Genomic DNA, 26,099 nt, shown 5'->3' with positions numbered 1-26,099 from the left:
CGGAGTGGCGGGCGGTCGCCGGAACAGTCCCTACGCGTCGAGAACCAAACAGAAGGTGCCCTTGCTCTCCGCGGAGAGCAAGGGCACCGCTTGCTGGGTGAGTCTCGGGATCAGTGCGCCATGGCGGCCGCACCCTCAGGAGCCACCGGGAGCTTGCCGCTACGAACCAGCAGTGCGGCGATGAGTCCACCGACTGCGAATACCGCAGCGGCCACCCAGAACGCGGTCGTGTAGCTGTGCACAGCGGCCAGCTGGGCCAACTGCGCCGGATCGGTGGCCAGCGATGCGTGGCCGCTCACAAACGTTGCCGCAGAGCTCGCGGCGATCGTGCTGAGCAGCGCAGTGCCCACCGAGCCGCCCACCTGCTGCATGGTGTTGACGGTGGCGGATGCGACGCCCGCGTCCTCCGACGAGACACCAGAGATCGCGCCCTGCATCGCCGGAGCCATCGATGCGCCGATGCCGACTCCCATGATCAGCAGCGCCGGCAGCACATGGCTGGCGTATGAGCTCGTCGCGGTGATCTGGGTGAGCAACAGCATGCCACCCGCCGCGATGAACATGCCCGCCGCCATCAACCAGCGCGGACCGAACCGGGGGAGCAACACACCGGTCGAGGTGGTGGCGGTGACCACCAGCATGCCGATCATCGGCAGAAACGCCAGGCCCGTGCGGATCGGGCTGAATCCCAGGTTCTGTTGCAGGTAATACGTCAGGAACAGGAAGATGCCGAACATGCCGATCCCGGCGATGAACACCACCAGGTACGACCCGGCGCGGGTGCGGTCGGTGATCACGCGTAGCGGCAACAGCGCGTGCTCGGCGCGTGACTGCCACCAGACGAACGCTGCCAGCAGTGCGGCCCCGGCGACCAGCCAGGTGATCGTGGCCCAGTCACCCCAGCCGTTGGACTCGGCATTGGAGAATCCGTACACGATCGAGAACAGGCCTGACGATGCGAGGGCCACGCCCGGCAGGTCGAGTTTCGGACGGTGATCGGCCTTGTGCGGTCCGAGGAACAGGACAGCACCGACCAGTGCGATGGCTGCGATCACCAAGTTCACGTACAGGCACCAACGCCAATCGGCCCACTCTGTGAGCATTCCGCCGAGCAGCAGCCCCAAAGCGCCCCCGCCGCCGGCGATCGCACCGAAGATGCCGAAGGCCTTGCCGCGCTCCGACGGATCGGTGAAAGTGGTGGTGAGCAGCGACAATGCGGCAGGAGCGAGCAGGGCGCCAAAGATGCCCTGGCCGGCTCGCGCGGCGACCAGCATCTCGAAGTTCACGGCGGCACCGCCGATCGCCGACATCACCGCGAAACCGATCAGACCGGCGATGAAAGTGGTGCGCCGCCCCCACAGGTCGGACAGGCGACCGCCGAGCAGTAGCAGGCTGCCGAACGACAGTGCGTACGCGGTCACGATCCACTGCCGGTCCTCGTTGCCGAAGCCCAACGACTCCTGCGCATGCGGCAGGGCGATGTTGACGATGGTTGCGTCCAGCACCACCATCAACTGCGCCAGAGCGAGGACGCCCAGCACCACCCAGCGCAGCCGATGCTGACGCGCCTCGTGGGTTTCCTTCTCGACGGATGGATCGTCGAGGTCGTCGTAGACAATGCTCATCCAAGCCTCCAGGTCTTAGGCGGAGGTGGTTCCTCCGGTTGTTGGCTCCAACGTACGTCATGTGGAGATCATTCCTCCACTTGTTATTCTGTGAGCATGAACACCACCGACGGTGAGGTCGGCGGACGCAAACTCCGCGCCGACGCCGAACGCAACCGGCAGCGCATCATCGCGTCCGCCCGCGAGCTGTTCGCCGAGCGAGGTCTGGAGGTCACGCTCGACGATGTGGCGGCACATGCGGGTGTCGGGGTGGGGACGGTCTACCGACGATTCGCCAACCGAGACGAACTGATCGTCGGCGTGCTCACCCAACACCTCACCGAGGTCGCCGAACGAGCTCGCGAGACTCTCGACGAGTCCGACCCGTGGCAGGCCGTCGTCGACATCCTGACCCTCGTGGTGTCGTCGATGGCCGCCGACCGCGGCCTCGCGACGATGATCATGACGATCGATCACTCACATCCGGACATCCTCGCCGCGAAGGCGGTGCTGACCGAGCGGCTGCAGCAGGTCCTGGCGCGGGCGCATGCGGCCGGGGTGATCCGACCAGACCTCGAAGCGAACGACTTCTTTCCGATTCTCACCATGCTCAGGACGGTTGCCGAGAGTCTCGCCCCGACGGCGCCGGGTACCTGGCGCCGATACCTGGGCCTGATCCTCGACGGCATCCGCGCCGACGGTCGCGATCCGCTGTGGGGATCGCCGCTCACCGATGCGCAGATCGTGCAGATTCAGAAGGGTGCGAGTCGGGATCGGTGAACGTACCTACTCGATCAGTCCTTCGTTCTTGAGCCACTCGTAGGCGACATCGGAGGGATCCTCGCCGTCGATGTCGACCTGGCCGTTGAGTTCCTGCATGACATCATCGGTCAACCGGCCCGAGACTTCCTCCATCAGCGGAGCGATCTCCGGGTGTGCGTCCAGGATCTCCTTGCGTACCACCACGGTTCCGCTGTAGGGCAGGAAGTACTTCTTGTCATCCTCCAGCACAACAAGATTGAGGTTCTTGATCCGGCCGTCGGTGGTGTACACCATGCCGAAGTTGCATGGCGCGCTGTTGGCGGTCGACGTGTAGACCACACCCGAATCCATCTGTGTCACATTGCCGGTCGGGACCCCATTCGGAGTGTTGTAGGGCATGTCGTAGGTCTGCAACATCGGTAGGAATCCATCAGGCCTGCTGAAGAACTCATCGTTGATGCAGAACGTGCGATCCGGCACCGGCAATCGGGTGATGTCGGACATGGTGGCCACCCCGAGCCGCTCGGCCGCCGGCGTTGATGCCGCGAATGCGTAGGTGTCGTTGAAGTTGGCCGGCGGCAACCACACCAGGTCGTTCTCGGCCAGCTCGACGTCGTGGACCCGTTGCCACAGTTCCTGCGGATCGGCGATGACTTCTGTCTCGCCGAGATAGGTGACCCACGCGGTGCCGGTGTACTCCCACGTGAGGTCCGCGGCGCCGTTGAGCATCGCCTGCCGCGACGAGGCGGAGCCGGGCGCATTGGTCATGTCGTTGACGTCGGCACCCGCGGCTGCCAGATAGGTGGCGGCGATCTTGCCCAGGATGATGCTCTCGGTGAAGTTCTTGGAGGTGACCGTGATCTCGGCGCCTGCGAGAGGAGTGGCGCCGTCCGGCAGCGACGCCTTGCGGAACGTGCCCGATGAACTGACCAGACCGCATCCGGCCAACGCCAGCGCCGCAACGAGTACGGCGACGAGAATGCGCGCGCCGCGGCGCCGGCGGATCACGCGATCCCCCTCGGTGTCGCGACCAATTCGACGAGGCGACCGAGCCAGTCGATGGTCAACGCGAGCAGACCCACCAGCACCGCCCCAGAGATCAGGAGTTTCGGAAGGAACAGGGTCACGCCGGTGGTGATCAGTGTGCCCAGGCTGGTCGCACCGATGAACGTGCTCAGTGTCGCTGTGCCGACCAGGATGACCAGCGCAGTCCGAACGCCGTTGAGAATCACCGGAACTGCCAGCGGCAATTCCACCTGCACCAGGGTGCGCAGGCCGGACAACCCGATACCGCGCGCGGCTTCGACGGTGCGCTGATCCACCTGACGCAGACCGACGATCGTGTTCTGCAGGATCGGCAGCACGGCGTACACGACCAAACCGACCACCGCAGTCCGGAATCCGGTGCCCAGCCAGAACGTGAACAGCACCAGCAAACCGACCGCCGGTGCGGCCTGGCCGATGTTGGCGATGTTGACCGCGATCGGGTTGAGCCACTTCATCGACGGCCGCGTCAGCACTATGCCCAACGGGATGGCGATGGCCACCACGATCACCGTCGCCACCACGGTCAGCTTGATGTGGTCATAGATGGTCACACGCAGGTTGTCCCAGGCGAGTGCAGCCTGCTCGGTCTCGGTCAGCGTCGTCACCTGATACCAGACGATGTAACCGACCAGCAGCACGACGATGATGAGCGGTTCGAACCACACATCCATCGGGAGACGTCTCAGTCGTTTCATGAGTGCTCGTCGACCTCGTCGTCGGCCGCCACGATCACCGGCATCTCGTCGGTCGACGAACCCTCGGCATGTTCGATGTAGCCGTCGCGCTCCTCCTCGGGACGTGCCTCGGAGAGTTGGCCGCGGATCACTTCCATGACAGTGTCGATCGACAACGATCCGACCACGGCGCCGCGTCCGTCGGTCACCAGCGTGCCGCCCTGGCTCGCGGCGAGCATCGAGTCGAGGGCATCGTTGAGCGTCGATGATCGCGCCACCACCGGCAGACGGCGATCGATGTAGTCGGAGACCTGAGGTTTCGCGGCCAGCTCATCCAGCGACGGCCAGGCGCGCGGGTGACCGTGGTTGTCCACCACCACGACCCAGGTGTGCCCGGCGGCGTGTGCGCGCCCCAGCACGGTCTGGGAATCCTCGCCGACCCGGGCGGTGGTGACCGGCGCTGCTTCGACGTCGCGTACCCGCGACAGCGTCAGGTGCGCCAATGTGGCACCGGAACCGATGAAATCCTCCACGAACGGGGTGGCCGGGTTGGCCAGGATGTCCTCCGGAGGCGCGTACTGCTCGATGTGGCCGCCCTCGGAAAGAATCAGGACCTTGTCGCCGAGCTTGGTGGCCTCGTCGAAGTCGTGGGTGACGACGACGATGGTCTTGCCGAGCTCGTGCTGGATGCCGATGAGGCTGTCCTGCAGCCGCACTCGGGTGATCGGGTCGACCGCGCCGAACGGCTCATCCATCAACAGGATCGGTGGGTCGGCGGCCAGAGCTCGTGCCACACCCACCCGCTGCTGCTGGCCACCCGACATGTCCTTGGGCAGGCGATCGGCGAATTCGGCCGCGTCGAGCCCGACCAGATCCAGTAGGTATTCGACACGCTCGGCAATCCGCTTCTTGTCCCAGCCGAGCACACGCGGGATGGCACCGATGTTTTTGGCGACCGACCAGTGTGGGAACAGACCGCCGGACTGGATCACGTAGCCGATGCTCTGGCGAAGCTTGTCCGGGTTCTCGTGGGTCACATCGCGGCCGTCGATCAGGATGCGGCCTTCGGTGGGCTCGATCAGCCGGTTGATCATCTTCAGCGTGGTGGTCTTGCCGCAGCCCGAGGGGCCGACGAAGGTGACGATGTTGCCGGCCTCGATCTCCAGGTCGAGTCTGGCCACCGCCGGCTTGTCCTGCCCGCGGTACTGTTTCATCACGCCGTCGAGGTGGATCGACGCCCCGGTGACCGTACGCGCGGGGGCCGTTGACGCGGTTGACGATTCAGTCATTGCAGTCCTTTGGAGATCGTGAGGCGGCCGAGCAGGACCAGCAGTCCGTCGAACACCAGGGCGATGATGACGATGAGAATCGTTCCGGTCAGGGCCATCTCGAGCGCATTGGCTCCACCGAGGCGCGACAGGCCGCTGAAGATCAGCGACCCCAGCCCCGGACCGAGCACATAGGCCACGATCGCCGCGATGCCGATGATCATCTGGGTGGACACCCGGATGCCGGTGAGAATCACCGGCCAGGCGATCGGCAATTCGACCGACACCAGGATGCGCCAACGCGGCAAGCCGATTCCGCGTGCGGACTCGATGACCGACGGAGGAACCGAGCGCAACCCGACGATCGCATTGCCGATGATCGGCATCGTCGCGAAGAACGCGAGCATGATGAATGACGGCACCACACCGAGCCCGAACGGCACGATCAGCAGCGCGAGCAACGCCAGCGACGGAATCGTCAGCGCGACGCGACTGGTGGTGAGCGTGAACGCGGAGAAGAATGGCGCCCGATAGACCACCACCGCGGTCAGCACCGCGACGATCGTGCCCACCAGGACGGTCTGGAACGCCAGTGACGCATGCTGATACGTCAGGAACGTCAGATTCGCCGCGTGACCCTGGATGTAGTCCCACAGCTGCACACCGAACCCCCTCGTCGTCGACCCCGACGCCTGGCCTGTCAGTCGCAGACCGCTGGCTGGCGTCCGGAGCTGAACCGCACACAACCCTAACGCCGGAATGCATTGCGCTGAGGGTTTTGCGAATGCTCAGTAGCCGGAAAGCTTTCGTTCAGGTCGTCGACAATGCCGTCTGAGCTGTGCTGATGATCTTCGGATAACAATTCTCGAAAGAATTGGTCCACGGGTGACGAAACGGTCACAACTGCTTGTCGAAGCATTTCTCCAAGCGACGCCCGGTGATCCGCCACCCCGCCTCGGTATGTCGCCAGGCGTCGACGTACCAGAGTCCCAACAGAAAGGTCGAGTTGTCCGGCGTCTGCATCGGGTTGAGACACAGCGTGCGCGTGGACGCGGTGTGGCCGTCGACAAGCATGTCGTGATTGCCCAGCAGGTGGCAGTACGCCGAGAAGGCCGGGAGTACCTCGGCCAGCCACGCTTTCACCTCCGTGAGACCGCCGGTGATACCGCCCATCGCGCTGTAGTCGATGGTGGCGTCGTCGGTGAAGACCTTTCCGAGGTCATCGAAATGTCCGGCGTCCACGGCGGTCGAGTAATCGGTCAACACCTGCTGTATCTCCAGGCGTGCAGAGATTTCTTCCAAGGTCAGCATCTCTATTGATTACCCCACCCGAGGCCGTCGTCGTTAGGGTTGGGGCATGGCAGTGAGCCGGCCGACCGATCCGTCCGAAGAGGTGCAGCGCGCGCCTCGGGCGCGCATGACCGGTGCCCAACGCAGGCTCCAACTGATCGAGGTGGCCCGCGGACTGTTCGCCGAGCGAGGATTCGAGGGCACCTCCGTCGAGGAGATCGCCCAGCGCGCCGGAGTATCCAAGCCCATCGTCTACGAACACTTCGGCGGTAAGGAAGGTCTCTACGCGGTCGTCGTCGACCGGGAGATGGAGACCCTGTTGGAGATGGTGACCTCCTCGCTCACCAAGAACCGGTCGCTGTATCGCATCCAACAGGTCGCCCTGGCCCTGCTGACCTATATGGAGGAACGCACCGACGGCTTCCGCATCCTGGTGCGCGGTGACCGCACCGACGCCACCGACACCATGACCTATTCGAGTCTGCTCAACGATGCGGTCAGCCAGGTCGAACACATCCTTGCCGGCGACTTCGAACGTCGCGGCTTCGATCCCGCACTGGCGCCGCTGTACGCCCAGGCCCTGGTCGGGATGGTGTCGGTGACCGCGCAGTGGTGGCTCGATGTGCGAGAACCGTCCAAAGAGGTCGTCGCCGCGCATCTGGTGAACCTCTGCTGGAACGGATTGACCCGGTTGGACCCGGCGCCGCACCTCGTCGGCCCCGACTACGTGGAATCGCGCGATCGAACCACCGCCGAAGGTCAGGCCTGAGCGGAGCGAGACCGACCGATCTGCTGTCGGGCATCATCGACACCATGGTCACCATCCGTCCCGTCGCCGACACCGATTGCGGCGCCATCGCCGACATCTACCGGCACTACGTGGAACACACGGTCGCCACCTTCGACTACGAGGCACCGACCGCGGCGGACTGGGCAGCCAAGATCGCAGCTATCCGCGCGGCGGGTCGACCCTTCCTCGTCGCCGAGGGCAGCGGAGTGGGGGCCGACGGTGTCGAGGCCGGCGTCGCCGGGGACGTGTTCGGATTCGCCTACCTCGGTCCGTTCCGCGACAAGCGAGCCTATGACCGGACGGCCGAGGACACCATCTACCTACGGCCCGGCGCCGGCGGGCGTGGTATCGGGACGAGTCTGCTCGCAGCGCTCCTCGACGCCGCCGAACCCGGCAATGTTCGGCAGATCATCGCGGTCATCGCCGCCACCGGGGGAGAGGCGTCGATCGCACTGCACCTGAAGAACGGTTTCGTCGAGGTCGGCCGCACACCTGCGGTCGGATACAAATTCGACCAGTGGATCGACTGCGTCTACCTGCAACGATCAGTGGACTGACCAGGTCGCGGGTGGTGCGGAGAGCACCGAAACCGCGCCGTTAGAATCGCAGGAGTGTCGACTACCCCCGCCCTGCACGGGCTTGCCGCGCTGACGTGTGCCGACAAGGCGATCGCGGACCTGCTGGGACGTCGCGGTCAGGAACGACTCGACATCACCGCGCCCGACGCCGCCCGCCCCTTCGTGGTCGCCTGTCTGGCGGCCGCCGCCCAGCACGATTCCGTGCGGGCGCCGCTGCTCGTGGTCTCGGCCAACGGTCGTGAAGCCGACGATCTGACCACCGAGCTGACCGAACTGCTCGACGACCCGGCCGCGGTGGCGCAGTTCCCGTCGTGGGAGACGCTGCCGCACGAGCGGCTCTCGCCCAGCGCCGACACCGTTGGGCAACGACTCGCGGTGCTGCATCGACTCGCCGAGCCCGACGCCGGTAGCGCGCTGCGCGTGGTGGTCACCACGGTGCGTTCGCTGGTGCAGCCGATGGCGCCGGGCCTCGGGTCGGTGCGCACCATCGAGTTGCGCGAGGGCATCGAACTCGACTTCGACCAACTGCTCGTCGACCTGGTCGAGATGGCCTACGAGCGCGTCGACATGGTCGGGCGGCGCGGTGAGTTCGCGGTGCGCGGTGGCATCCTCGACGTCTTTCCGACCACCGCCGACTATCCGGTGCGTGTCGAGTTCTGGGGCGACGAGATCTCCGAGATGCGGGCGTTCTCGGTGGCCGATCAGCGTAGCCAGCCGGAGATCGACGCGTCGTCGGTGCGGATTCATCCGGGCCGCGAGCTGATCCTGACCGAGCAGGTGCGTGCCCGCGCCGCCGATCTGGCCACCGAGCACGCCGGTGAGAAGGTTCTCGCGGACATGCTCGCCAAGCTCGCCGAAGGCATCCCCGTCGAGGGCATGGAGGCCCTCATCCCGATGCTGGTCGACGGCCGGATGCAGCTGCTCACCGAGGTCATGCCGGACGGTACCGGAGTCCTCTTGCTCGATCCAGAGAAGATCCGCACGCGCGCCGCCGATCTCGCGCAGACCGGCGCCGAGTTCCTGGAGGCGTCGTGGACCGCGGCGGCGCTGGGCGCCGATGCGCCGATCGACGGGAGGGAGGCGGGCGGCGGCGGAATCGACCTGCAGGCGAGTGCTTATCGCGCCATCGACGATGTCGAGAAGACCACGGTGGCGGCCGGACGCTCCTGGTGGACGATGAGTCCGCTCGCCACCGGCAGTGACGACGAGGTGTCGCTCGACCTCGCCGCGGGACCCGCTCCGCGCGGCAACGACGACGACATCGCCGCGACCTTCGCGAGCCTGCGGGCGCATGTGCGGACCGGCGGGTCCGCCGCCATCGTCGTGGCCGGTAAGGGCACGGCGCAGCGCGTCGGCGAGCGTCTGGCCGACGCCGAGGTACCCGCCGTCATCGTCGAGCCCGGAACCCGTCCCGAGCCCGGCCAGGTGTCGGTGTTCGGTGGCACCTTGCGAGCCGGATTGGTCTGTCCCGATGCGGGATTGGTCATCGTCACCGAGACCGATCTGACCGGCAACCGGGTCGCGGGGGTGCGCGACGGGCGACGATTGCCGGCCAAACGTCGTAACCAGGTGGACCCGCTGGCATTGAGTGCCGGCGATCTCGTGGTGCACGATCAGCACGGCATCGGCAAGTTCGTCGAGATGATCGAGCGAACTGTGTCGGGAGCCCGTCGCGAGTATCTGGTTCTGGAATACGCCGCGAGCAAGCGCGGTCAGCCCGGCGACCGCCTGTATGTGCCGATGGACGCGCTCGACCAGCTCTCGCGCTATGTCGGCGGGGAACAACCGTCGCTGTCCAAGCTCGGCGGATCGGACTGGCAGAACACCAAACGTAAGGCGCGCAAGGCTGTTCGGGAGATCGCCGGGGAGCTCGTGCAACTCTATGCGGCCCGGCACGCGGCACCCGGGCACGCGTTCAGCCCGGACACGCCTTGGCAGCGCGAGATGGAAGACGCCTTCGACTTCACCGAAACCGTCGACCAGCTGACGGTCATCGCGGAGGTTAAGGCCGACATGGAGCGACCGGTCCCGATGGATCGCGTCATCGTCGGCGACGTCGGATACGGTAAGACCGAGATCGCGGTTCGTGCCGCGTTCAAAGCGGTTCAGGACGGCAAGCAGGTCGCGGTGTTGGTGCCGACAACCATTCTCGCGCAACAGCATCTGCAGACCTTCACCGAACGCATGGCGGGTTTCCCGGTGAAGGTGCGCGGACTGTCGCGCTTCACCGACGCGAAGGAGTCCAAGGGGATTGTCGATGCCATGGCGGCCGGTGACGTGGACGTCGTCATCGGCACCCATCGACTGCTGCAGACCGGTGTGACGTGGAAAGACCTAGGCCTGGTGGTCGTCGACGAGGAACAGCGCTTCGGTGTGGAGCACAAGGAACACATCAAGTCCCTGCGCACCCACGTCGATGTGCTGACGATGTCGGCCACACCGATCCCGCGAACGCTGGAGATGTCGATGGCCGGCATCCGGGAGATGTCGACGATCCTGACGCCGCCGGAAGAGCGTCACCCGGTGCTCACCTACGTCGGTGGATACTCGTCGAAACAGGTCGCGGCGGCCATCCGGCGCGAACTGCTGCGCGACGGCCAGGTGTTCTATGTCCACAACCGCGTATCCACCATCGACAAGACCGCCCGCGACATCGCGGCGATGGTGCCCGAGGCGCGGGTGGTGGTGGCGCACGGGCAGATGAACGAGGACCAGCTCGAGCGAACCGTCGCCGGGTTCTGGAACCGCGAGTACGACGTCCTGGTGTGCACCACGATCATCGAGACCGGCCTCGACATCTCCAACGCGAACACGTTGATCGTCGACCGGGCCGAGAACCTCGGTCTCTCGCAACTCCATCAGCTGCGGGGCAGGGTGGGACGCAGCCGGGAGCGGGGCTATGCATACCTGCTGTACAGCCCGGAGCGGCCGCTGACGGAGACGGCATACGACCGGCTGGCCACCATCGCGCAGAACAACGAACTCGGTGCCGGCATGGCGGTGGCGCTGAAGGATCTCGAATTGCGCGGCGCCGGAAATGTGTTGGGCGGGGAGCAATCCGGTCACGTCGCCGGCGTGGGATTCGACCTGTATGTGCGTCTGGTCGGTGAAGCGGTGGAGGCCTACCGGGCGGCCGCCGACGGAAAGCCCGTCGCGTCGAGTGAGCCCACAGAGGTTCGCATCGACCTACCGGTGGACGCGCACATCCCGGTCGAGTACGTCGACTCCGACCGACTGCGGCTGGAGGCTTACCGGAAGCTGGCCGGGGCCACTGATGACGCCGCCGTCGACGGCGTGCTGGCCGAACTCGCCGACCGGTACGGCGAGCCGCCCGAGGAGACCCGCCGGTTGGCGTCGATTGCCCGGTTCCGGCTGCGTTGTCGCGAGCGTGGCGTCACCGAGGTGGGGCTGGCGGGCACGGGCGTGAAGATCTCGCCGATGACGCTGCTCGACAGCGAGCAGGTGCGGCTCAAGCGGTTGTATCCGTCGGCGGGCTACCGGGCGACCACCTCGGTCATCACCCTGCCCATCCCGCGCACGGGGGGCGTCGGCTCCGCGAGGTTGCGCGACGAAGAGCTGATCGACTACCTGACGACGTTCCTGCTCGGCTTGCGTCCCGAATCGTCCTGACCTGACTCCGGATTGATCGTCGATCGTGCTCAGCGTTGCGTCGATCGTGTCCGGCGTTGCGTCGATCGTGTTGGGCGTTGGGTCGATCGTGCGTGTGATTCCGTTCGTTGGTGATCAGAAGTAGGCACCGCGCGACCGGAGTGCACTCTCGATCTTCATGATGACCTCCCACGGCCGGACTCGGAGATCCTCTGCGGTTAGCCGGATGACGATCTAACCATCGTCGTCGAGTTGGGCATCCCGGGCTGCGTCGTGAGCTCGCTGTTCCGGAGTCGAGTGAAAGTCCTCGCCGTCGTATTCGATCGCGATCTGGTACTTCTCGTAGCCGAGGTCGATTCGCGCGTAGATCCGACCGGTCTTGTCTGCCACCCGAATCTGCAGTTCCGGAGTCGGGAGGTCGGCACGGATCGTGAGCAGACGAAGCCAACTCTCCGGTGGGGACTCCGACAGCCCGTCGATGAGCGGGATGAGTAACCGCAGTTGTCGTATGCCGCGGTGACCATTGTGCTCGTCGGCGTACGTGTGCAACTCGGCGATCGAGAAGTCAGTCGCGCGCGCCAGATCGTCGAGCCGGCCGAGGGCGCGTCAGTCCGGTGCTTGTCGACCCGGGTCATACGCGGTGCGAACGGGAGTCGTCACCTCGATACCGTCGACCGTCATGCCGCTGCGCTCGATCACCCGCTGTCTTCTGACGAGCCGCTTTTCCTGGATTTCAGAATTTCGTGTCATGGCCATCAGACGTGTACCGAGGGGCATCGGTTTCGTGCTCCTCGGAATCGGCGATGACCTGTGGATAATGCGGACGACCTGTGGAATTCGGACACGGTCGGCGAACGGTGGGACACGGTCGGCGAATGCGGGCGCACGGTCGGCGATTGCTGGTGTTGGTCAGGATGCGGGAACGGCGGGTCCCGAAGCGGTCTCGGCGCATCCTGGGATACGTTCGATGCACCTGCGTCCGAAGGAGTCCGATCGCCGATGACAGTGATCCTGCTCGACCCGATGCGCCCCGACGTGTTGCCCACTCGCGCGGTGCCGTTGCTGGCAGGAGCGCTCGCGGTGACCGAGGACATCCATCCATCCACCCTGTGGGACCTCGGGATCACCGGGGCCTCGTGGGCCGAACGCGATGACCCTGGCGCAACGTTGCTGTCCTCCGACCGGACGCATCGATTGGTGCGGGTGCGGATCGAACGTGGCGACGAAGTCATCAGCGCCACCCGTCTGCCGGGTGAGGCGCTGCTCGAGTCCGTCGCGCTGATGGACACCCTTCGGCGCAACGGCCCGTGGGAGAGCACCCAGACGCACGTCTCCTTGCGGCGTTATCTACTCGAGGAGTGCTACGAACTCCTCGACGCGATCGACGACGGGGACCGGAACCTGCTCCGCGAGGAACTGGGTGACTTGTTGTTGCAGGTGCTCTTTCACGCGCGTATCGCTGCCGACGACGCCGACCGTCCCTTCGACATCGACGATGTGGCACGCAGTTTCACCGACAAGGTGCGGGGACGCACCCCCGGGGTGCTCTCGGGTGCCCATGCCGATCTCGAGACTCAGATCCGGGAGTGGGAGGAACGCAAGGCCGCCGAGAAGAAGCGGGGTTCGGTGCTCGATGGCATCGCCACGACCGCACCGGCCCTGGCATTGGCACAGAAGGTGCTCGAGCGACTCGACGCTGCCGGCTTTCCGGTGGACACTGTCGATCAGCAAATCCGTCGGGTCGCGGTGGAACCCGGCGGTGAGAGCATCGAAGAAGTCGTCCGGCAACGCGTTCGCGACCTCATGGCGGACGTGCAGAACGCCGAAAAGCGGGCTGACGCTGCCGGGATGACGCTGCGCGACCGTGACGGCTGGCTGTCGGTGTTGAACGAGGGGCAGGACCCGGTCGGCGAGGGGCAGGGCCCGGTCAGCGAGTGACAGTGACGGTGACGGGCCGGATCACCCCTCGAACAAGCCCTGACCCCACCATTCGCCGGGTTGCAGCCCGGGTGGGATGGCGAATGTGGACGATCCGTTTGGGATCAGGTACTCGGTCATCGCATCCTGCCGCGACAGGACTTGCTGCATCGGGACGAATTGCTTGCCGTTGTCGCGGTTGAACGCGATGAAGAACAACCCGGCGTCGAGGTGTCCGAACCCGTCCGAACCGTCGGTGAAGTTGTAGCCGCGCCGAAGGACCTGGATGCCGCCCAGATTGTCCGGGTGCGCCAACCGCACGTGCGCGGTTCGAGGGATCATCGGCGCGCCGTAGGAGGTCACGTTGAAGTCGGGGGTGTCGAACTCGTCCTGTTGCCCGAGCGGGGCGCCGGATCCTTTGGTGCGGCCGATGATCTGTTCCTGCTCGAGCAGGTTGGCCCGGTCCCACGGCTCGATGTCCATTCGAATTCGACGGGCCACCAGATATGTGCCGCCGGTCATCCACTGCGCGGATGCGGGATTGTCGTCCTTGCCCACCCACACCCATTGATCCAGCACATCGGTCTGGTCGGAACGGATGTTGGCCGTGCCGTCCTTGAACCCGAACATGTTGCGGGGTGTTTCCTGCGACCGGGTGGTCGAGGAGGTGCGCCCGAACCCGAGCTGGGACCACCGTACCGCGACGACGCCGATCCCCATCCGCGCGAGGTTGCGGATGGCGTGCACCGCCACCTGCGGGTCGTCGGCACACGCCTGGATGCAGATGTCGCCGAAAGACCGTGACGGCTCGATCTTCTCGGCCGCGAAGGCGGGAAGGTCGACCAGCGCGGCGGGTTTCCGGTCGGCGATACCGAATCGGTCACGACGATGCGGATCCGAGGCGCTGGGGCCGAACAGTCCCGGCCCGAAACCGATGGTCAGGGTCAGGTTGGCGGCACCGAGGCCGAGCGCCTCACCGGTGTCGGCCGGCGGCGTGTAGTCGCCGAGTCCTACAGCCCCGTCCTCGACGGTGGTCTCACCCCGGGTCATCCGCTCGGCCGCCGACGTCCAGGTCTTGAGCATCGCGATCAGGTCGTCGCGGGAGTCGGTGATCACGTCGAAGCTGGCGAAATGCAGCCGATCCTGGACGGCGGTGACAATCCCGGCCTGTCGTTCACCGCGGAACGGGACGACCCCCGAGGTGTGCGGCACCTGCTCGGCAGCCGTTGCACGGCCCACCGCGACCCCGCCGGCGGCCGCCGCCACCACTCCGACACCGGCCCCACCGAGCAACGCCCGCCGCGAGAAGCGCTGCCTCGTCGGTGTTCCGGATGCATCCGAATCCGCTGGTGCCGACTCGTCCGGCGTCGGGGTGGGATCGGTCATCAGCTCAGTACCAGTCCGGGCACCTGCGACAGTGTGGCCGACAGGGCGTCGATCTTGTTGGACAGTTCCTTGCGCTCCGCGTCGCTCACCTGCGTGTAGGTGACGTATCCGTCGCCCTCGCGATACTGGTCGATCGCGGTGCGTACGTCGGCGAATTGGGCGGTGATCCGGTCCATGAGTGCCTGGTCTTTGGCGGAGATGATCGGTTGCATCTCCGCGATCAATGTCTCGGCGCCGTCCACATTGGCCGCGAAGTCCCACAGATCGGTGTGCGAGTAGCGGTCCTCTTCGCCGCCGACCTTGGTGGCGGCGATCTCGTCGATGAGCGCCTGCGGTCCCTGGACGAACTGACGGGTCTCGAAGGTGAAGTCGGGCTTGTCGACCTCGTCCTTCAACGAGTTGATGTTGGCCAGCAGTTCGCCCGCGGCGGTGTCGGCAGCAGCCTGATCGTCGTTGGCCGTGGCGTCGGCGGCGTCATCGGGAGCGATCTGACCCGGCCCCTCGCCGACCTCCTGTGCCTGCGGGGGCCACAGGATTCGCTCGGTGCGGTGGAAGCCGGTGAAGGGTTGCTCGCCGCCCTCGGTGTCATCCCAACGCATGTCGATCGCCGGGTCGAGGTCGGGAAACGACTCCGCGACCGGTTCTACGCGCTCATAGAACGTGCGCACCTGTCCGAACATCGCGCGAGCCTCATCGAGCTGGCCCGCCTTGATGTGGTCGACGTAGATCTGGGCCTGTGCGGCGAGTCCGGCGACCTGCCCGCGGACATAATCGAGGTAGCGTTCCTTGGCGGCGTTGACATCCGCCGGGACCTCTTCTTTGTCCTTCTTCTCGCCGGACACCGTGATCTCCTCACGGATACCGGTGCCGACCATGCCGGGCTTGCACGCGACCGTGTAGGTGCCCGGGTCGGTGACCTCGACGGTCAGGTTGCCGGATAGGCCCGGCCCGATGTTCTCCACCTCGCCCAGGACGCGATTGTTGTTGCCGTACACGTAGAACTCGGTGACCTTGGAACCATTGTTGGTGACCGTGAAGTTCACGTCGCCGGTCTGGGCGTCGGTGCCGTCGAGATCGCAGGCGTCGTTGGAGGACGTGACCGCGATCGCGCCGTCGGAACCGGCCTTGGATGTGCAGCCGGCCAGCAGCAGGGGAGCGGACACGGTTAGCGCCAGCAACACAACCGCGGTGGAACTTCTCGGGTTCAACGGGGATTCCTTTCCGATACCGGCTCGGAGTGCGCCGGGGTGTCCGCGTTCTGCTTGGCGGGTGGTGGTCGACGATTGGCGCGTAGGAACAACGTGAGCACGACCGCCACGTACACACACCACGCCACGACCTGGAAAACGGTGGGATCGGGCCGGAAGTTGAAGATGCCGGCGAGGATCGTGCCGTACCAGGATGACTGGTCGTAGGCCGAGCTGATGTCGAAGGCGGGTGTGTTGCCGCCGGGAAGCCAGCCGACCGTCTGCAACGCACGGATGCCGTAGGCGAGGATGCCGGCAGCGACGAAGATCAGGAAGATTCCGGTGTAGAGGAAGAACGTGTGGAAGTTGAGGCGGACCGCCCCTCGGTAGAGCATCACGGTCAGCACGATCGCGACCACGATGCCCACGAGCAGGCCGAGCAGTGGCCACAGGCCACCCGACACACTCTCGGCGTAGCCCACCATCAGCAATGCGGTCTCGAAACCCTCCCGGCCGACCGCTAGGAAGGACAGACCCAACACCGAGGCGGCGCTGGTGAGCAGGGCGTCCGACATCTCCGTCCGCAGATCGGCGGAGATGTGTGCGGCGGCCTTGCTCATCCACAACACCATGGCGGTGACGATGACAACGGCGACCAGCGATGCCAGACCCGCGATGAGTTCGGCGGTCAGTGAGGTGACCGTCGACGTGCCCAGGTGGATGATCAGGAAGATCGTGATGACCATCGCCACGGCCGCGGCCACGCCGGCCCAGATCCATTTCAGGGCGTCGCGGCGGCCGGACTTGACGGCGAATGCGATCAGGACCATCACCACGATGCCCGTTTCGAGGCCTTCGCGGAGTCCGATGAGTCCGCTGCCGAACATCTGTGCAAAAACCGAGGGTGCACCACCCGCAGCCAGGTACTCCATGCCGACTCTCTGTCTCGCGTCGTTGCCACCGTCACCCCGCGCGGCGTGGTTTGGTGAGGCTAACCACGTGACAGTAACCTCCGGGCACCGGGAACCGAAAGTCTTGGTCGGAAGTTGTTCAGTCGACGGGGGCCCGGTCCCGTGAGTGGCGTAGTGAGTGGAGGACAGAGGATGGGTCGGCTTTCGGCCACGCGGCGGCTGGTGCTCGCTCCGCTGATCGTCGGTGTGACGGCCTTGGCCGCAACGGCCTGCCTGGATCTGCCGTCGCTGAATCGCCCCGACATCCCCGACGGCATCCCACCGGGCGCCGGAGCGCCGACTCCGTATATCGACATCAACGCACCCGGTCGGACGGCCGAACAGCTGCGTGACTGGGCGCGGCCGATCTCGGAGTCGACGGGCATCCCGCTGATCGCCATGGAGGCCTACGGCAACGCCGCCGAGATCCAGCGCCAGCAACATCCCGAGTGCGGGCTGGCCTGGACGACGCTGGCGGGGGTTGCGGCCGTGGAGAGCAAACACGGCACCCATCGCGGCACCGACATCGCCGCCAACGGCGACACCTCGCCGCCGATCCGCGGGGTCGCTCTCGACGGCACGCGCGGCAACATGCAGATCCACGACACCGACGGCGGCACGATGGACGGAGACGCCGTCCACGATCGCGCGATGGGCCCATTCCAGTTCATCCCGGAGACATGGAAGCGCTACGGCGTCGACGCCAACGGAGACGGACGACCGGACCCCGACAACATCGACGACGCGGCGCTGTCGGCTGCGCGGTACCTGTGTGTGTCCTCCGGCGGCGACATGACCACGCCGGAAGGGTGGGAAAAGGCCGTCAAGGTCTACAACAACTCGACCCCGTATGTCCTCGACGTGCGCGATCGTGCCAACGCGTACTCGATCAACATCCGCTACTGACCTTCGGCGGCGATCCCTACCGAGCGGTAAGCGCGCGAGTCCCTCCCTTGCCGCGTGTGCGTTGCGCGCAGCGATTAGGCTTTGACGCGTACCTGTCGGCGCCGACGTGGCGTCGTTCCGTCGAGGACAAAGGGGCTAGAACTGTGGCAATGATCGAGCAGGTCGGTGCGCGCGAGATCCTGGATTCGCGAGGCAATCCGACCGTCGAGGTCGAAGTTGTTCTGGATGACGGCACCTTCACCCGCGCCGCGGTTCCCTCCGGCGCGTCGACCGGCGAACACGAGGCGGTCGAGTTGCGTGACGGCGGTGACCGGTATGCCGGCAAAGGTGTCACGAAGGCCGTCGAAGGTGTGCTGGCCGAACTCGCGCCTGCCGTGATCGGCCTGGAGGCCGAGGAGCAGCGCCTCGTCGACCAGGCCCTGCTCGACTGTGACGGCACTCCCGACAAGGGGCGCATCGGCGCCAACGCCATTCTCGGGGTCTCGCTGGCGGTCGCCAAGGGCGCCGCGGAATCGGCCGGCCTGCCGCTGTTCCGCTACATCGGCGGCCCGAACGCGCACATCCTGCCGGTGCCGTGCATGAACATCATCAACGGCGGCGAGCACGCCGACAACGGCATCGACTTCCAGGAATTCATGATCGCCCCGGTCGGTGCGCCCACGTTCAAGGAGGCGCTGCGCTGCGGCGCCGAGGTCTATCACGCGTTGAAGTCGGTGCTGTCCAAGCAGGGCCTGGCCACCGCGCTGGGTGACGAGGGCGGCTTCGCGCCGGATCTGCCGAACACCGACGCGGCCATCACCGTGATCGGGGAGGCGGTCGAGAAGGCCGGGTACTCCTTCGGCAAGGACGTGGTGATCGCACTCGATGCGGCGGCCACCGAGTTCTACCGCGACGGTGTGTACAAGCTCGAGGGTCGCGACTACTCGACCGAGGAGATGGTGCCGTTCTACGAGAAGCTGGTCACCGACTTCCCGATCGTGTCGATCGAGGACGGACTCGCCGAGGACGACTGGACCGGATGGGCGAAGCTCACCGAGGCGGTCGGCGACAAGGTGCAGCTCGTCGGCGACGATCTGTTCGTCACCAACCCGGAGCGCCTCGAGCGCGGCATCTCCGAGGGTGTCGCCAACGCGCTGTTGGTCAAGGTGAATCAGATCGGTTCGCTCACCGAGACGCTGGATGCCGTGGCGCTGTCGCACAACAACGGCTACAAGACGATGATGAGTCATCGCTCCGGTGAGACCGAGGACACCACCATTGCCGACCTCGCGGTCGCATGTGCATGTGGCCAGATCAAGACCGGTGCACCGGCCCGCAGTGAGCGTGTCGCCAAGTACAACCAGCTGCTGCGCATCGAGGAAGGTCTGGGCGATGCGGCACGCTACGCGGGCGACCTCGCCTTCCCACGATTCTCGTTTGGTTCGTGATTAGCTGGAACCCATGACATCGGGCGGGCGCCGGGAGCGAGGCGATCGGCGTAATCGGACGCGGGCGGACCGTCGCGGCACCAGGACGCGCGGTCCGGCCCGGTCCCGGTCCACGGCGGCTCGTTCTGCGTCGGCTCGCTCCCATCGCTTCTCGGTCACCGAGACAGGTGAGCACGAGGTGCACGACGGCGTCGACGTCGATGACGTCGGCGTCGACGACATGGTCGAACAGCCGGTCGTGCGGCGGGCCCCGCGGGTGTCGAACCGGTCGCGAGCCACGCGGCGTCGGATCGACCGTGCGGCGTGGGTCGCCCGTTGGGAGGGGCTCGACGCGAAGCGCGCGATCGTGCTCGCGCTTGTGGTCAGCGTCGTGGCGTTGACGCTGGCGATGCCGGTGCGTACGTACTTCTCGCAGCGGGCGGAGTTCGAGCAACTGCGTGCGAGCAACGACCAGCTCCGGTCCGAGGTCAGCGACTATCAGCAGAAGGTCAACGAACAAAGTGATCCGGCCTATATCGAAGCGGAGGCGCGTGAGCGGCTACAGTTCGTCCGGCCAGGGGAGAAGGCGTTGGTGATGATGTTCCCCGGCGACGATGCGCGCATTGCTGCCGAGAAGCAGGCGGAGGAGCGGGCCCGGAGCCCGTGGTACGGCAATCTGTGGGAGTCCGTGTCGACCCCACCGACCATCAAGTGAGTGTCTCCGACGCCGATCTCGCCACCATCGCCGAACAGCTCGGACGCGAACCGCGTGGCGTGATCGAGGTGAGCTTCTACACGCCCGACGGCCGCCCGGCGGTGATCAAGACGTCGCCCCGGCTGCCTGATGGCACTCCCTTCCCGACGCTCTACTACCTCACCGACCCGAGGTTGACGGCCGAGGCGAGTCGGCAGGAGTCGGCCGGGGTGATGAAGCAGATGACGGCGCGTCTGGTCACCGACTCCGAGTTGGCGGCGGCCTATCGGCGCGCGCACGAGTCGTATCTGGCCGAGCGTGACGAGCTTGAACCGCTGGGTACCGACTTCTCCGGCGGCGGAATGCCCGACCGGGTGAAGTGTCTGCACGTGTTGATGGCCCATTCGCTCGCCAAGGGCCCGGGAGTCAATCCGCTCGGCGATGAGGCGGTCGCGCTGGCCGCCGAGCAAGGACTGCGCGGCAGCGCCATCCCGGAGGCCTGGCCGCGCGCCACCGACGCCACCGACGGCGCCGACGGGGAGCAGGGAAGCGGAGGTGTGGCCCGGTGACGGTGGTCGGCGCCGTCGATTGCGGCACCAATTCGATCCGACTGCTGGTGGCGCGGCCCGACGACACCGGGCGTCTGATCGATCTGCACCGCGAGATGCGGGTCGTCCGGCTCGGGCAGGGTGTCGATGCGACCGGCAGGTTCGCCGGAGAGGCCATCGAACGCACACGCAGCGCGTTGGCCGACTACGTGACGACGATGTCCGCGCTGGGGGTCGAACGAGTGCGGATGGTCGCGACATCGGCAACGCGGGACGCGGCCAATCGTGATGAGTTCTTCGCGATGACCGCGGAGCTGCTTGGTGCGGTGGTACCGGGTTCACGGGCCGAGGTGATCACCGGTGACGAGGAGGCGCGACTCTCCTTCGCTGGTGCGGTAGGTGAGTTGGACCCCGCCCGCGGGCCATTCGTGGTGACCGACCTCGGCGGCGGTTCCACCGAGGTCGTCGTCGGTGACGCGGGTGGCGTCCATGCCGCGCATTCGGCCGACATCGGTTGTGTTCGGCTCACCGAACGGTGTCTGCCCTCCGACCCGCCCACCGAATCCGAGATCGCGGCGGCGCGTGAGTTCGCCCGCGCACGGTTGGCGCCGGCATTCGACGCGGTTGCCGTCGACGGCGTGCACAGTTGGGTCGGTGTGGCCGGCACGATGACAACACTGGCGGCGGTGGGAGCCGGACTCGTCGACTACGACCCGGAGGCGATCCACCTGTCACGTATGTCCTTCGCCGATCTCGGCGCGGTGTGCGCGCGTCTGGTGCACATGACCCGGGCGCAGCGCGCCGCACTGGGGCCGATGCATCCGGGCCGCGTGGACGTGATCGGTGGCGGCGCGCTGGTGACGGCGGAACTTGCGAGGGAGATCGCCGAGCGGTCCGCCGTCGGTGAACTGGTGGTGAGCGAACACGACATCCTCGACGGCATCGCGATGGGCCTCGTTAACTGACCCACCCAACAATTCTGTTGGGTAGCATGGGGACATGACCTCAGCACGTGTCCGCGCCATGCCTCGATCGCGACGACCACGAGGCGCCGATCCCGCCGATCCGTTGGCACCCGCCCGCGTCAGCTACCTCGCCGACACTTTCGGCAAGGCGCGGTTGGCCGAGCTCATCGGCGTCAGCAGATCGCAGCCGACCCGATGGATCTCCGGTGAGGAGTATCCGGGACCGATCGCGGGGCCGCTGCTGATCGACCTCGAGCACATCTTCGCCCGCGCGCGGCTGATCTGGGGTGAACGAGCTGCACAGACGTGGCTGATCAGTCAGAACGTTCACCTCGGCGGGGCGCGCCCGATCGACGCGCTGCGGTTGTCCGGCGCGGCCGCGGTCCTGACGGCTCTCGACGCCGAGGCGTGGGGAGGGGCGGCCTGAGTGCTGGTCTACCGGGTCTTTCCCTACCTCGACTCGGCGGCCGCGGGACGGCCCGGCCACCCGCTGTACGAGCATCGGCCACAGATCGGGGGACGTATCGATCACCCCGACCGGCATGTCTGGTATCTGTCGCGTCATGCGGAGGCCGCCTGCGGCGAATCCTTTGGCAACCTGCGTGCCTGGGTGGATGACATGTTCGAGTTCCCCCAGCTGCCGGGAGCTCGTCGTGCCCTCGGCACGTTTCGGCTGCCCGATGACCTGCGCATACTCGACCTCGACGACCCCGCCCACCTGGTGCGCCTGGGGCTACGACCGTCGCAGGTCGTCGTACGGAATCTGACCGTCACCCAGCGGTGGGGTCAGCAGATCTATACCGAGGCCGATGCGCGCGGTGATCGTGCCTGGGACGCGGTGTCGTGGTGGTCGTTTCACCGGCCGCAATGGAGTGTGCTCGCGTCGTGGGTACGGCCGGAGGTGGTGGCCGTCGACGAACTGGACCTCGATCATCCGGCGATCGTCGACGCCGCCGAGTCGCTCCTGCGACCGGTGGAGCGGTAGGACACCGCGGACCCCACCGTTGATCGAGTAGCTGCAACCCAACCGGTGATGGAGCGGCAGCGAGTCGGCCCAACTTGTTGATCGAGTAGTCGGCGAGCGGCAGCGAGTCGGCGTATCGAGATTTGGTGAGATGCTGTCGGGCGCCGGGGGTCTCGATACGCTCGCTCACTTCGTTCGCGGGCTACTCGACCAGCGGTTGGGGTGCGCGGGCTGTTCGCTCGTTGATCGAGTGGCCGGGACTTACCTGTTGATCGAGTAGTCGGCGAGCGGCAGCGAGTCGGCGTATCGAGATCTGGTGAGATGCTGTCAGGCGCAGGAGGTCTCGATACGCTCGCTCACTTCGTTCGCGGGCTACTCGACCAGCGGTTGGGGTGCGGGCTGTTCGCTGGTTGATCGAGTGGCCGGGACTTACCCGTTGATCGAGTAGTCGGCGAGCGGCAGCGAGTCGGCGTATCGAGGTCTGGTGAGATGCTGTCGGGCGCCGGGGGTCTCGATACGCTCGCTCACTTCGTTCGCGGGCTACTCGACCAGCGAATGCGGGTGTGCGCGGACGGCTGCACCCGCGGTTGGGGTGTGGTCTACGCAGCCAAGCGCAGCGAGAGATCGTTGCACGCCTCGCACACTGTCTCGGGGATGATTCCGCGTCGCTGCAGGAACCCGAAGGCGACGCACCCGAGGCACAGGCCGAACACGAACTCCAGGGACGCCGCCACGATGAGCACGCCGGTTACGATCTGGGCCGCGACGCCGAGGCCGAGCAGCGACAGCACCAACGCGCTGCCGCTGAACACGAGCCCGATGGTCTGGGCGAACCGCTTGGGCGGGCCGGGCACGAGTTTGGTCTTGCGCCAGATCTTCGGTGCGATGAACCGCACCGACAGCTGGCCGAACGGAGAGAACCGAGGACCTGCCATCACCCGTAGCAGAAAGCCGAGCGCGAGCAGGGCGTAGGGCACCGGGTGGTCGACCACGATCGCCACCACGGCGAGCGCGATCACCAGACCCGCGGTCGAACGGGCCGCGTAGTCGTTGACCGGATTGGGAAACGTCAGCGCCGACGGCAACGTTGGGGACACCGAAAACCTCCTGAAGAACAGCTCTGCCGAAGGTAGACAACGTCGCGACCCCGGGCAATGATTCCGCTCACGCCGGTTCGGATTCCGCATCGAACCCCGAGATCGCGGCGAGTACGTCGTCGCCGTACTGCTCGAGTTTGGCGTCGCCGATGCCCGATACCGATCGCAACTGCGTCGTCGACGCCGGCCGCAGCGCCGCCAGTTCACGCAGGGTGGCGTCGTTGAACACCACATACGGCGGCACACCGCGCCGCGATGCCTCGGCCTTGCGCCACGCACGCAGATGTTCGAACAGCCCGCGGTCGGCGTCGGGCAAATCGGGTGCCGAGCGTGACCCGCGGGTGCTGCGCCCGCCGGCCGGCCGAGCCGGATCGGTCCGCAACATCACGGTGGTCTCGCCGCGCAGCACGGGCCCGCTCTTGTCGGTCAGGGTCAGCACCCCGTAGTCGCCCTGGGGTGCGATGATCCCCGAGGCCACCAGCTGACGGATCACGCTGCGCCAGGCGGCGGCGTCGAGGTCGGTGCCGATGCCGTAGGTGGTCAGCCGCGTGTGTCCGCGCTCTCGGATGCGGGCGGTGTCGGCGCCGCGCAGGATGTCGATGAGGTGGCCGGCGCCGTAGGGCGGATCGCCCAGATCCCGCTGCAGTCGCACCATCGTCGAGAGCAACTTCTGTGCGGGCACCGTGCCGTCGAAGGTCTTCGGTGGGGTGAGACACGTGTCGCAATTGCCGCAGGATTGCGCGTCCTGGCCGAAGTACCGCAGTAGTTGAGCGCGTCGGCAGTCCACGGTCTCGCACAGCGCGAGCATCGCGTCGAGGTGCTGCTGTTGGACCCGCCGGTGATTCGCGTCGCCGTCGGACTGGTCGATGAGTCGACGCTGCTGCATGACATCGGCCAACCCGTAGGTCATCCACGCCACCGACGGCAGACCGTCGCGCCCGGCTCGACCGGTCTCCTGGTAGTAGCCCTCCACGCTCTTGGGTAGATCGATGTGGGCGACGAACCGCACGTCGGGTTTGTCGATACCCATGCCGAAGGCGATGGTCGCGACCACGACGACGCCGTCGGCGCGCAGGAATCGCTCCAGGGTGTCGTGGCGGACTTCGCGATCGAGGCCGGCGTGATACGGCATCGCGTCGACGCCGTTGGCCGCCAGGAACGCCGCCGTCTTCTCCACCGAGGCGCGGCTCAGTGCGTAGACGATCCCGGTGGCCGGTTGCCCGTCGACGTGGCCGTCGGTGCGGATGAAGTCGAGAAGTTGTTTGCGGGGTTCAGATTTGGTGACGATGCGGTAGGTGATGTTGGGACGGTCGAAATCGGCGACAAAGTGCCGGGCGTCGGCGAGGTGCAGGCGTTCGGTGATCTCGGCGTGCGTGCGGCGGGTGGCGGTCGCGGTCAACGCGATGCGCGGGACATCCGGCCACAGTTCGGCGAGCTCGCCGAGTGCGAGGTAATCGGGCCGGAAGTCGTGTCCCCATTGCGAGACGCAGTGGGCCTCGTCGATCGCGAACAGCGAGATCCGACCGCTCTGCAACAAGGCCCGGCAGCCTGCGGTGTTGAGACGTTCCGGTGCGACATAGAGCATGTCGAGTTCACCGCTGCGAAAAGCCGATTCGACCTCGGCGCGCTGTTCGGAAGTCTGCGTTGAGTTCAGATACGCCGCGTGCACCCCGAGTTCGCGCAGCGCGGCGACCTGATCGGACATCAACGCGATCAGCGGTGAGACGACGACCCCGCAGCCCTCCCGGACCAGTGCGGGCACCTGGTAGCAGAGACTCTTGCCGCCGCCGGTGGGCATCAGGACAACTGCATCTCCGCCGGAGACCACATGATCGACGATCTGTTCCTGATCACCGCGGAACGACTCGTAACCGAAGGTCGATGCCAGTACGTGCCACATGTCCGCCACAGGGCACCACGTTACTGGCGGGAGCCGACCGAACCGGCCGGCCGGTCCTCAGGGCGCCTGCCCCGGGATCTCTCCGAGATCGACCGGCTCTTCCGGGACCGCCTCGGCGCTGCCGAGCTCGGCTTCGTTGATCTCGCCGAGATCCACCGGATCACCGGGTAGGACGTCCTCGCCGGATTCGAACGATTCGAGGTCGGCCGCGGGTTCGGCCTCTCCGGGTGCAACGCCCTCGGGATCGCCGACGCCGGGGTCGGTGGCTTCGAGTTGGGCCTGTTCGAGCTCGACCTCTTCGAGAACGACGGGCCCGTCGCCGATGTCGTCGTGTTCCTCGACGTCGATGATGCCGCGCTCTTCGTCGTCGCGGGCCCGACGCGCCGCGTCGCGCATCTCGAAGCCGTCGGTGACGAGATCGCCGATCTCGCGGGCGACATCGGCGACAGCGCCGGTGATGATGGTGGCGATCCGGCCGACGTGCGTGGCTGTCGACTCCACGAGTTCCTGGACGAGGTCCTTGTTGCGTTCGATGCTGTCGACCATGCTCAGTATTC

General features: G+C 66.3%; 26 protein-coding genes. 12 read left to right on the top strand and 14 right to left on the bottom strand.

The window, feature by feature from the left end; all coding sequences use genetic code 11:
* Window positions 1-110 precede the first annotated feature (110 nt).
* Window positions 111-1,625, bottom strand: coding sequence for an MFS transporter (locus tag ACIGKQ_RS09450; RefSeq protein WP_235725342.1), 1,515 nt, complete (start codon window positions 1,623-1,625; stop codon window positions 111-113).
* Window positions 1,626-1,721: 96 nt separating this feature from the next.
* Between ACIGKQ_RS09450 and ACIGKQ_RS09445 the strand changes: the two genes are divergently transcribed.
* The gene (locus ACIGKQ_RS09445) at window positions 1,722-2,384 is read left to right on the top strand and encodes a TetR/AcrR family transcriptional regulator (RefSeq protein ID WP_396573376.1); all 663 of its coding nucleotides are present in this window, start codon (window positions 1,722-1,724) and stop codon (window positions 2,382-2,384) included.
* Window positions 2,385-2,390: 6 nt separating this feature from the next.
* On the opposite strand, the gene ACIGKQ_RS09440 is transcribed toward ACIGKQ_RS09445, so the two are convergent.
* The 5 genes from ACIGKQ_RS09440 to ACIGKQ_RS09420 form a co-directional block, all read right to left on the bottom strand.
* Window positions 2,391-3,374 carry a glycine betaine ABC transporter substrate-binding protein gene (locus tag ACIGKQ_RS09440; RefSeq protein WP_235725344.1) on the bottom strand — a complete coding sequence of 328 codons (984 nt, stop codon included), beginning with the start codon at window positions 3,372-3,374 and terminating at the stop codon, window positions 2,391-2,393.
* Window positions 3,371-4,108: an ABC transporter permease gene (locus ACIGKQ_RS09435; RefSeq protein WP_235725345.1), complete on the bottom strand. Its 738-nt coding sequence runs from the start codon at window positions 4,106-4,108 to the stop codon at window positions 3,371-3,373. Before ACIGKQ_RS09435 ends, ACIGKQ_RS09440 begins: the two co-directional genes overlap by 4 nt.
* On the bottom strand, window positions 4,105-5,376 hold the full coding sequence (locus tag ACIGKQ_RS09430) for an ATP-binding cassette domain-containing protein (protein WP_235725346.1): 1,272 nt from the start codon (window positions 5,374-5,376) through the stop codon (window positions 4,105-4,107). The genes ACIGKQ_RS09435 and ACIGKQ_RS09430 overlap by 4 nt, the downstream gene beginning before the upstream one ends.
* Window positions 5,373-6,017 (bottom strand): ABC transporter permease, encoded by a 645-nt coding sequence (locus tag ACIGKQ_RS09425; RefSeq protein ID WP_235725347.1) that lies wholly within the window; start codon window positions 6,015-6,017, stop codon window positions 5,373-5,375. Before ACIGKQ_RS09425 ends, ACIGKQ_RS09430 begins: the two co-directional genes overlap by 4 nt.
* Window positions 6,018-6,252: 235 nt before the next feature.
* Window positions 6,253-6,666 carry a nuclear transport factor 2 family protein gene (locus ACIGKQ_RS09420; RefSeq protein WP_235725348.1) on the bottom strand — a complete coding sequence of 138 codons (414 nt, stop codon included), beginning with the start codon at window positions 6,664-6,666 and terminating at the stop codon, window positions 6,253-6,255.
* Window positions 6,667-6,712: 46 nt separating this feature from the next.
* Between ACIGKQ_RS09420 and ACIGKQ_RS09415 the strand changes: the two genes are divergently transcribed.
* From ACIGKQ_RS09415 to mfd, 3 genes are read left to right on the top strand one after another with little or no spacing between them, the layout of a single operon-like run.
* Complete coding sequence (locus tag ACIGKQ_RS09415; RefSeq protein ID WP_235725349.1) at window positions 6,713-7,414, top strand: TetR/AcrR family transcriptional regulator; 702 nt, start codon at window positions 6,713-6,715, stop codon at window positions 7,412-7,414.
* Window positions 7,415-7,458: 44 nt separating this feature from the next.
* Window positions 7,459-7,992, top strand: a complete 534-nt coding sequence (locus ACIGKQ_RS09410) for a GNAT family N-acetyltransferase (protein WP_235725350.1) — start codon at window positions 7,459-7,461, stop codon at window positions 7,990-7,992.
* Between the two features lie 54 nt (window positions 7,993-8,046).
* Window positions 8,047-11,643, top strand: a complete 3,597-nt coding sequence (gene mfd, locus ACIGKQ_RS09405; RefSeq protein WP_266059690.1) for a transcription-repair coupling factor — start codon at window positions 8,047-8,049, stop codon at window positions 11,641-11,643.
* A gap of 213 nt (window positions 11,644-11,856) precedes the next feature.
* Here the strand turns inward: mfd and ACIGKQ_RS09400 are convergent, their stop codons facing one another.
* Together ACIGKQ_RS09400 and ACIGKQ_RS09395 are read right to left on the bottom strand one after the other, a co-directional pair.
* Entirely contained in the window at window positions 11,857-12,171 is a 315-nt protein-coding gene (locus ACIGKQ_RS09400; protein WP_266059689.1) for a hypothetical protein, read from the bottom strand.
* A gap of 57 nt (window positions 12,172-12,228) precedes the next feature.
* Window positions 12,229-12,399, bottom strand: coding sequence for a hypothetical protein (locus ACIGKQ_RS09395; protein ID WP_266059688.1), 171 nt, complete (start codon window positions 12,397-12,399; stop codon window positions 12,229-12,231).
* 222 nt (window positions 12,400-12,621) lie between these two features.
* Here ACIGKQ_RS09395 and ACIGKQ_RS09390 point away from each other — a divergent pair, with 222 nt between their 5' ends.
* Window positions 12,622-13,560, top strand: a complete 939-nt coding sequence (locus ACIGKQ_RS09390; protein WP_266059687.1) for a MazG family protein — start codon at window positions 12,622-12,624, stop codon at window positions 13,558-13,560.
* A 21-nt stretch (window positions 13,561-13,581) separates the two neighbouring features.
* Here ACIGKQ_RS09390 and efeB read toward each other — a convergent pair whose 3' ends face one another.
* Genes efeB through efeU form a run of 3 tightly spaced genes read right to left on the bottom strand, consistent with a single transcriptional unit; the run spans window position 13,582 to window position 17,044 of the window.
* Window positions 13,582-14,925, bottom strand: coding sequence for an iron uptake transporter deferrochelatase/peroxidase subunit (gene efeB, locus ACIGKQ_RS09385; protein WP_266059685.1), 1,344 nt, complete (start codon window positions 14,923-14,925; stop codon window positions 13,582-13,584).
* Window positions 14,925-16,133, bottom strand: a complete 1,209-nt coding sequence (efeO, locus tag ACIGKQ_RS09380) for an iron uptake system protein EfeO (protein ID WP_266059684.1) — start codon at window positions 16,131-16,133, stop codon at window positions 14,925-14,927. Before efeO ends, efeB begins: the two co-directional genes overlap by 1 nt.
* The gene (gene efeU / locus ACIGKQ_RS09375; protein WP_266059683.1) at window positions 16,130-17,044 is read right to left on the bottom strand and encodes an iron uptake transporter permease EfeU; all 915 of its coding nucleotides are present in this window, start codon (window positions 17,042-17,044) and stop codon (window positions 16,130-16,132) included. The genes efeO and efeU overlap by 4 nt, the downstream gene beginning before the upstream one ends.
* Window positions 17,045-17,215: 171 nt before the next feature.
* Between efeU and ACIGKQ_RS09370 the strand changes: the two genes are divergently transcribed.
* The 7 genes from ACIGKQ_RS09370 to ACIGKQ_RS09340 all read left to right on the top strand — a co-directional run bounded on the left by ACIGKQ_RS09370 (window position 17,216) and on the right by ACIGKQ_RS09340 (window position 22,566).
* Window positions 17,216-17,968: a lytic transglycosylase domain-containing protein gene (locus tag ACIGKQ_RS09370; RefSeq protein WP_266059682.1), complete on the top strand. Its 753-nt coding sequence runs from the start codon at window positions 17,216-17,218 to the stop codon at window positions 17,966-17,968.
* Between the two features lie 143 nt (window positions 17,969-18,111).
* Window positions 18,112-19,395 (top strand): phosphopyruvate hydratase, encoded by a 1,284-nt coding sequence (gene eno / locus ACIGKQ_RS09365; protein ID WP_235725352.1) that lies wholly within the window; start codon window positions 18,112-18,114, stop codon window positions 19,393-19,395.
* Window positions 19,396-19,408: 13 nt separating this feature from the next.
* On the top strand, window positions 19,409-20,089 hold the full coding sequence (locus ACIGKQ_RS09360) for a septum formation initiator family protein (protein ID WP_372512274.1): 681 nt from the start codon (window positions 19,409-19,411) through the stop codon (window positions 20,087-20,089).
* The gene (locus tag ACIGKQ_RS09355) at window positions 20,086-20,637 is read left to right on the top strand and encodes a DUF501 domain-containing protein (RefSeq protein WP_235725354.1); all 552 of its coding nucleotides are present in this window, start codon (window positions 20,086-20,088) and stop codon (window positions 20,635-20,637) included. Before ACIGKQ_RS09360 ends, ACIGKQ_RS09355 begins: the two co-directional genes overlap by 4 nt.
* Entirely contained in the window at window positions 20,634-21,581 is a 948-nt protein-coding gene (locus tag ACIGKQ_RS09350) for an exopolyphosphatase (protein WP_396573368.1), read from the top strand. Before ACIGKQ_RS09355 ends, ACIGKQ_RS09350 begins: the two co-directional genes overlap by 4 nt.
* A gap of 34 nt (window positions 21,582-21,615) precedes the next feature.
* The gene (locus tag ACIGKQ_RS09345; protein WP_396573367.1) at window positions 21,616-22,008 is read left to right on the top strand and encodes an antitoxin Xre/MbcA/ParS toxin-binding domain-containing protein; all 393 of its coding nucleotides are present in this window, start codon (window positions 21,616-21,618) and stop codon (window positions 22,006-22,008) included.
* A complete protein-coding gene (locus ACIGKQ_RS09340) occupies window positions 22,009-22,566 on the top strand; it encodes an RES domain-containing protein (RefSeq protein WP_266059675.1) in 558 nt (185 codons plus the stop codon). It abuts the gene before it with no gap.
* Window positions 22,567-23,144: 578 nt separating this feature from the next.
* On the opposite strand, the gene ACIGKQ_RS09335 is transcribed toward ACIGKQ_RS09340, so the two are convergent.
* From ACIGKQ_RS09335 to ACIGKQ_RS09325, 3 genes are all read right to left on the bottom strand, one after another.
* Entirely contained in the window at window positions 23,145-23,642 is a 498-nt protein-coding gene (locus tag ACIGKQ_RS09335; protein WP_287014769.1) for a DUF4395 domain-containing protein, read from the bottom strand.
* Window positions 23,643-23,709: 67 nt separating this feature from the next.
* On the bottom strand, window positions 23,710-25,542 hold the full coding sequence (recQ, locus tag ACIGKQ_RS09330; RefSeq protein WP_396573480.1) for a DNA helicase RecQ: 1,833 nt from the start codon (window positions 25,540-25,542) through the stop codon (window positions 23,710-23,712).
* A 57-nt stretch (window positions 25,543-25,599) separates the two neighbouring features.
* Window positions 25,600-26,088, bottom strand: coding sequence for a hypothetical protein (locus ACIGKQ_RS09325; RefSeq protein WP_396573365.1), 489 nt, complete (start codon window positions 26,086-26,088; stop codon window positions 25,600-25,602).
* Window positions 26,089-26,099 lie beyond the last annotated feature (11 nt).

It is taken from the genome of Gordonia sp. NPDC062954 (assembly GCF_044543825.1).
GTDB lineage: Bacteria > Actinomycetota > Actinomycetes > Mycobacteriales > Mycobacteriaceae > Gordonia > Gordonia tangerina.
The sequence above is the reverse complement of the archived record's forward strand: the minus strand, read 5'-3'. Positions and strand labels throughout refer to the sequence as shown.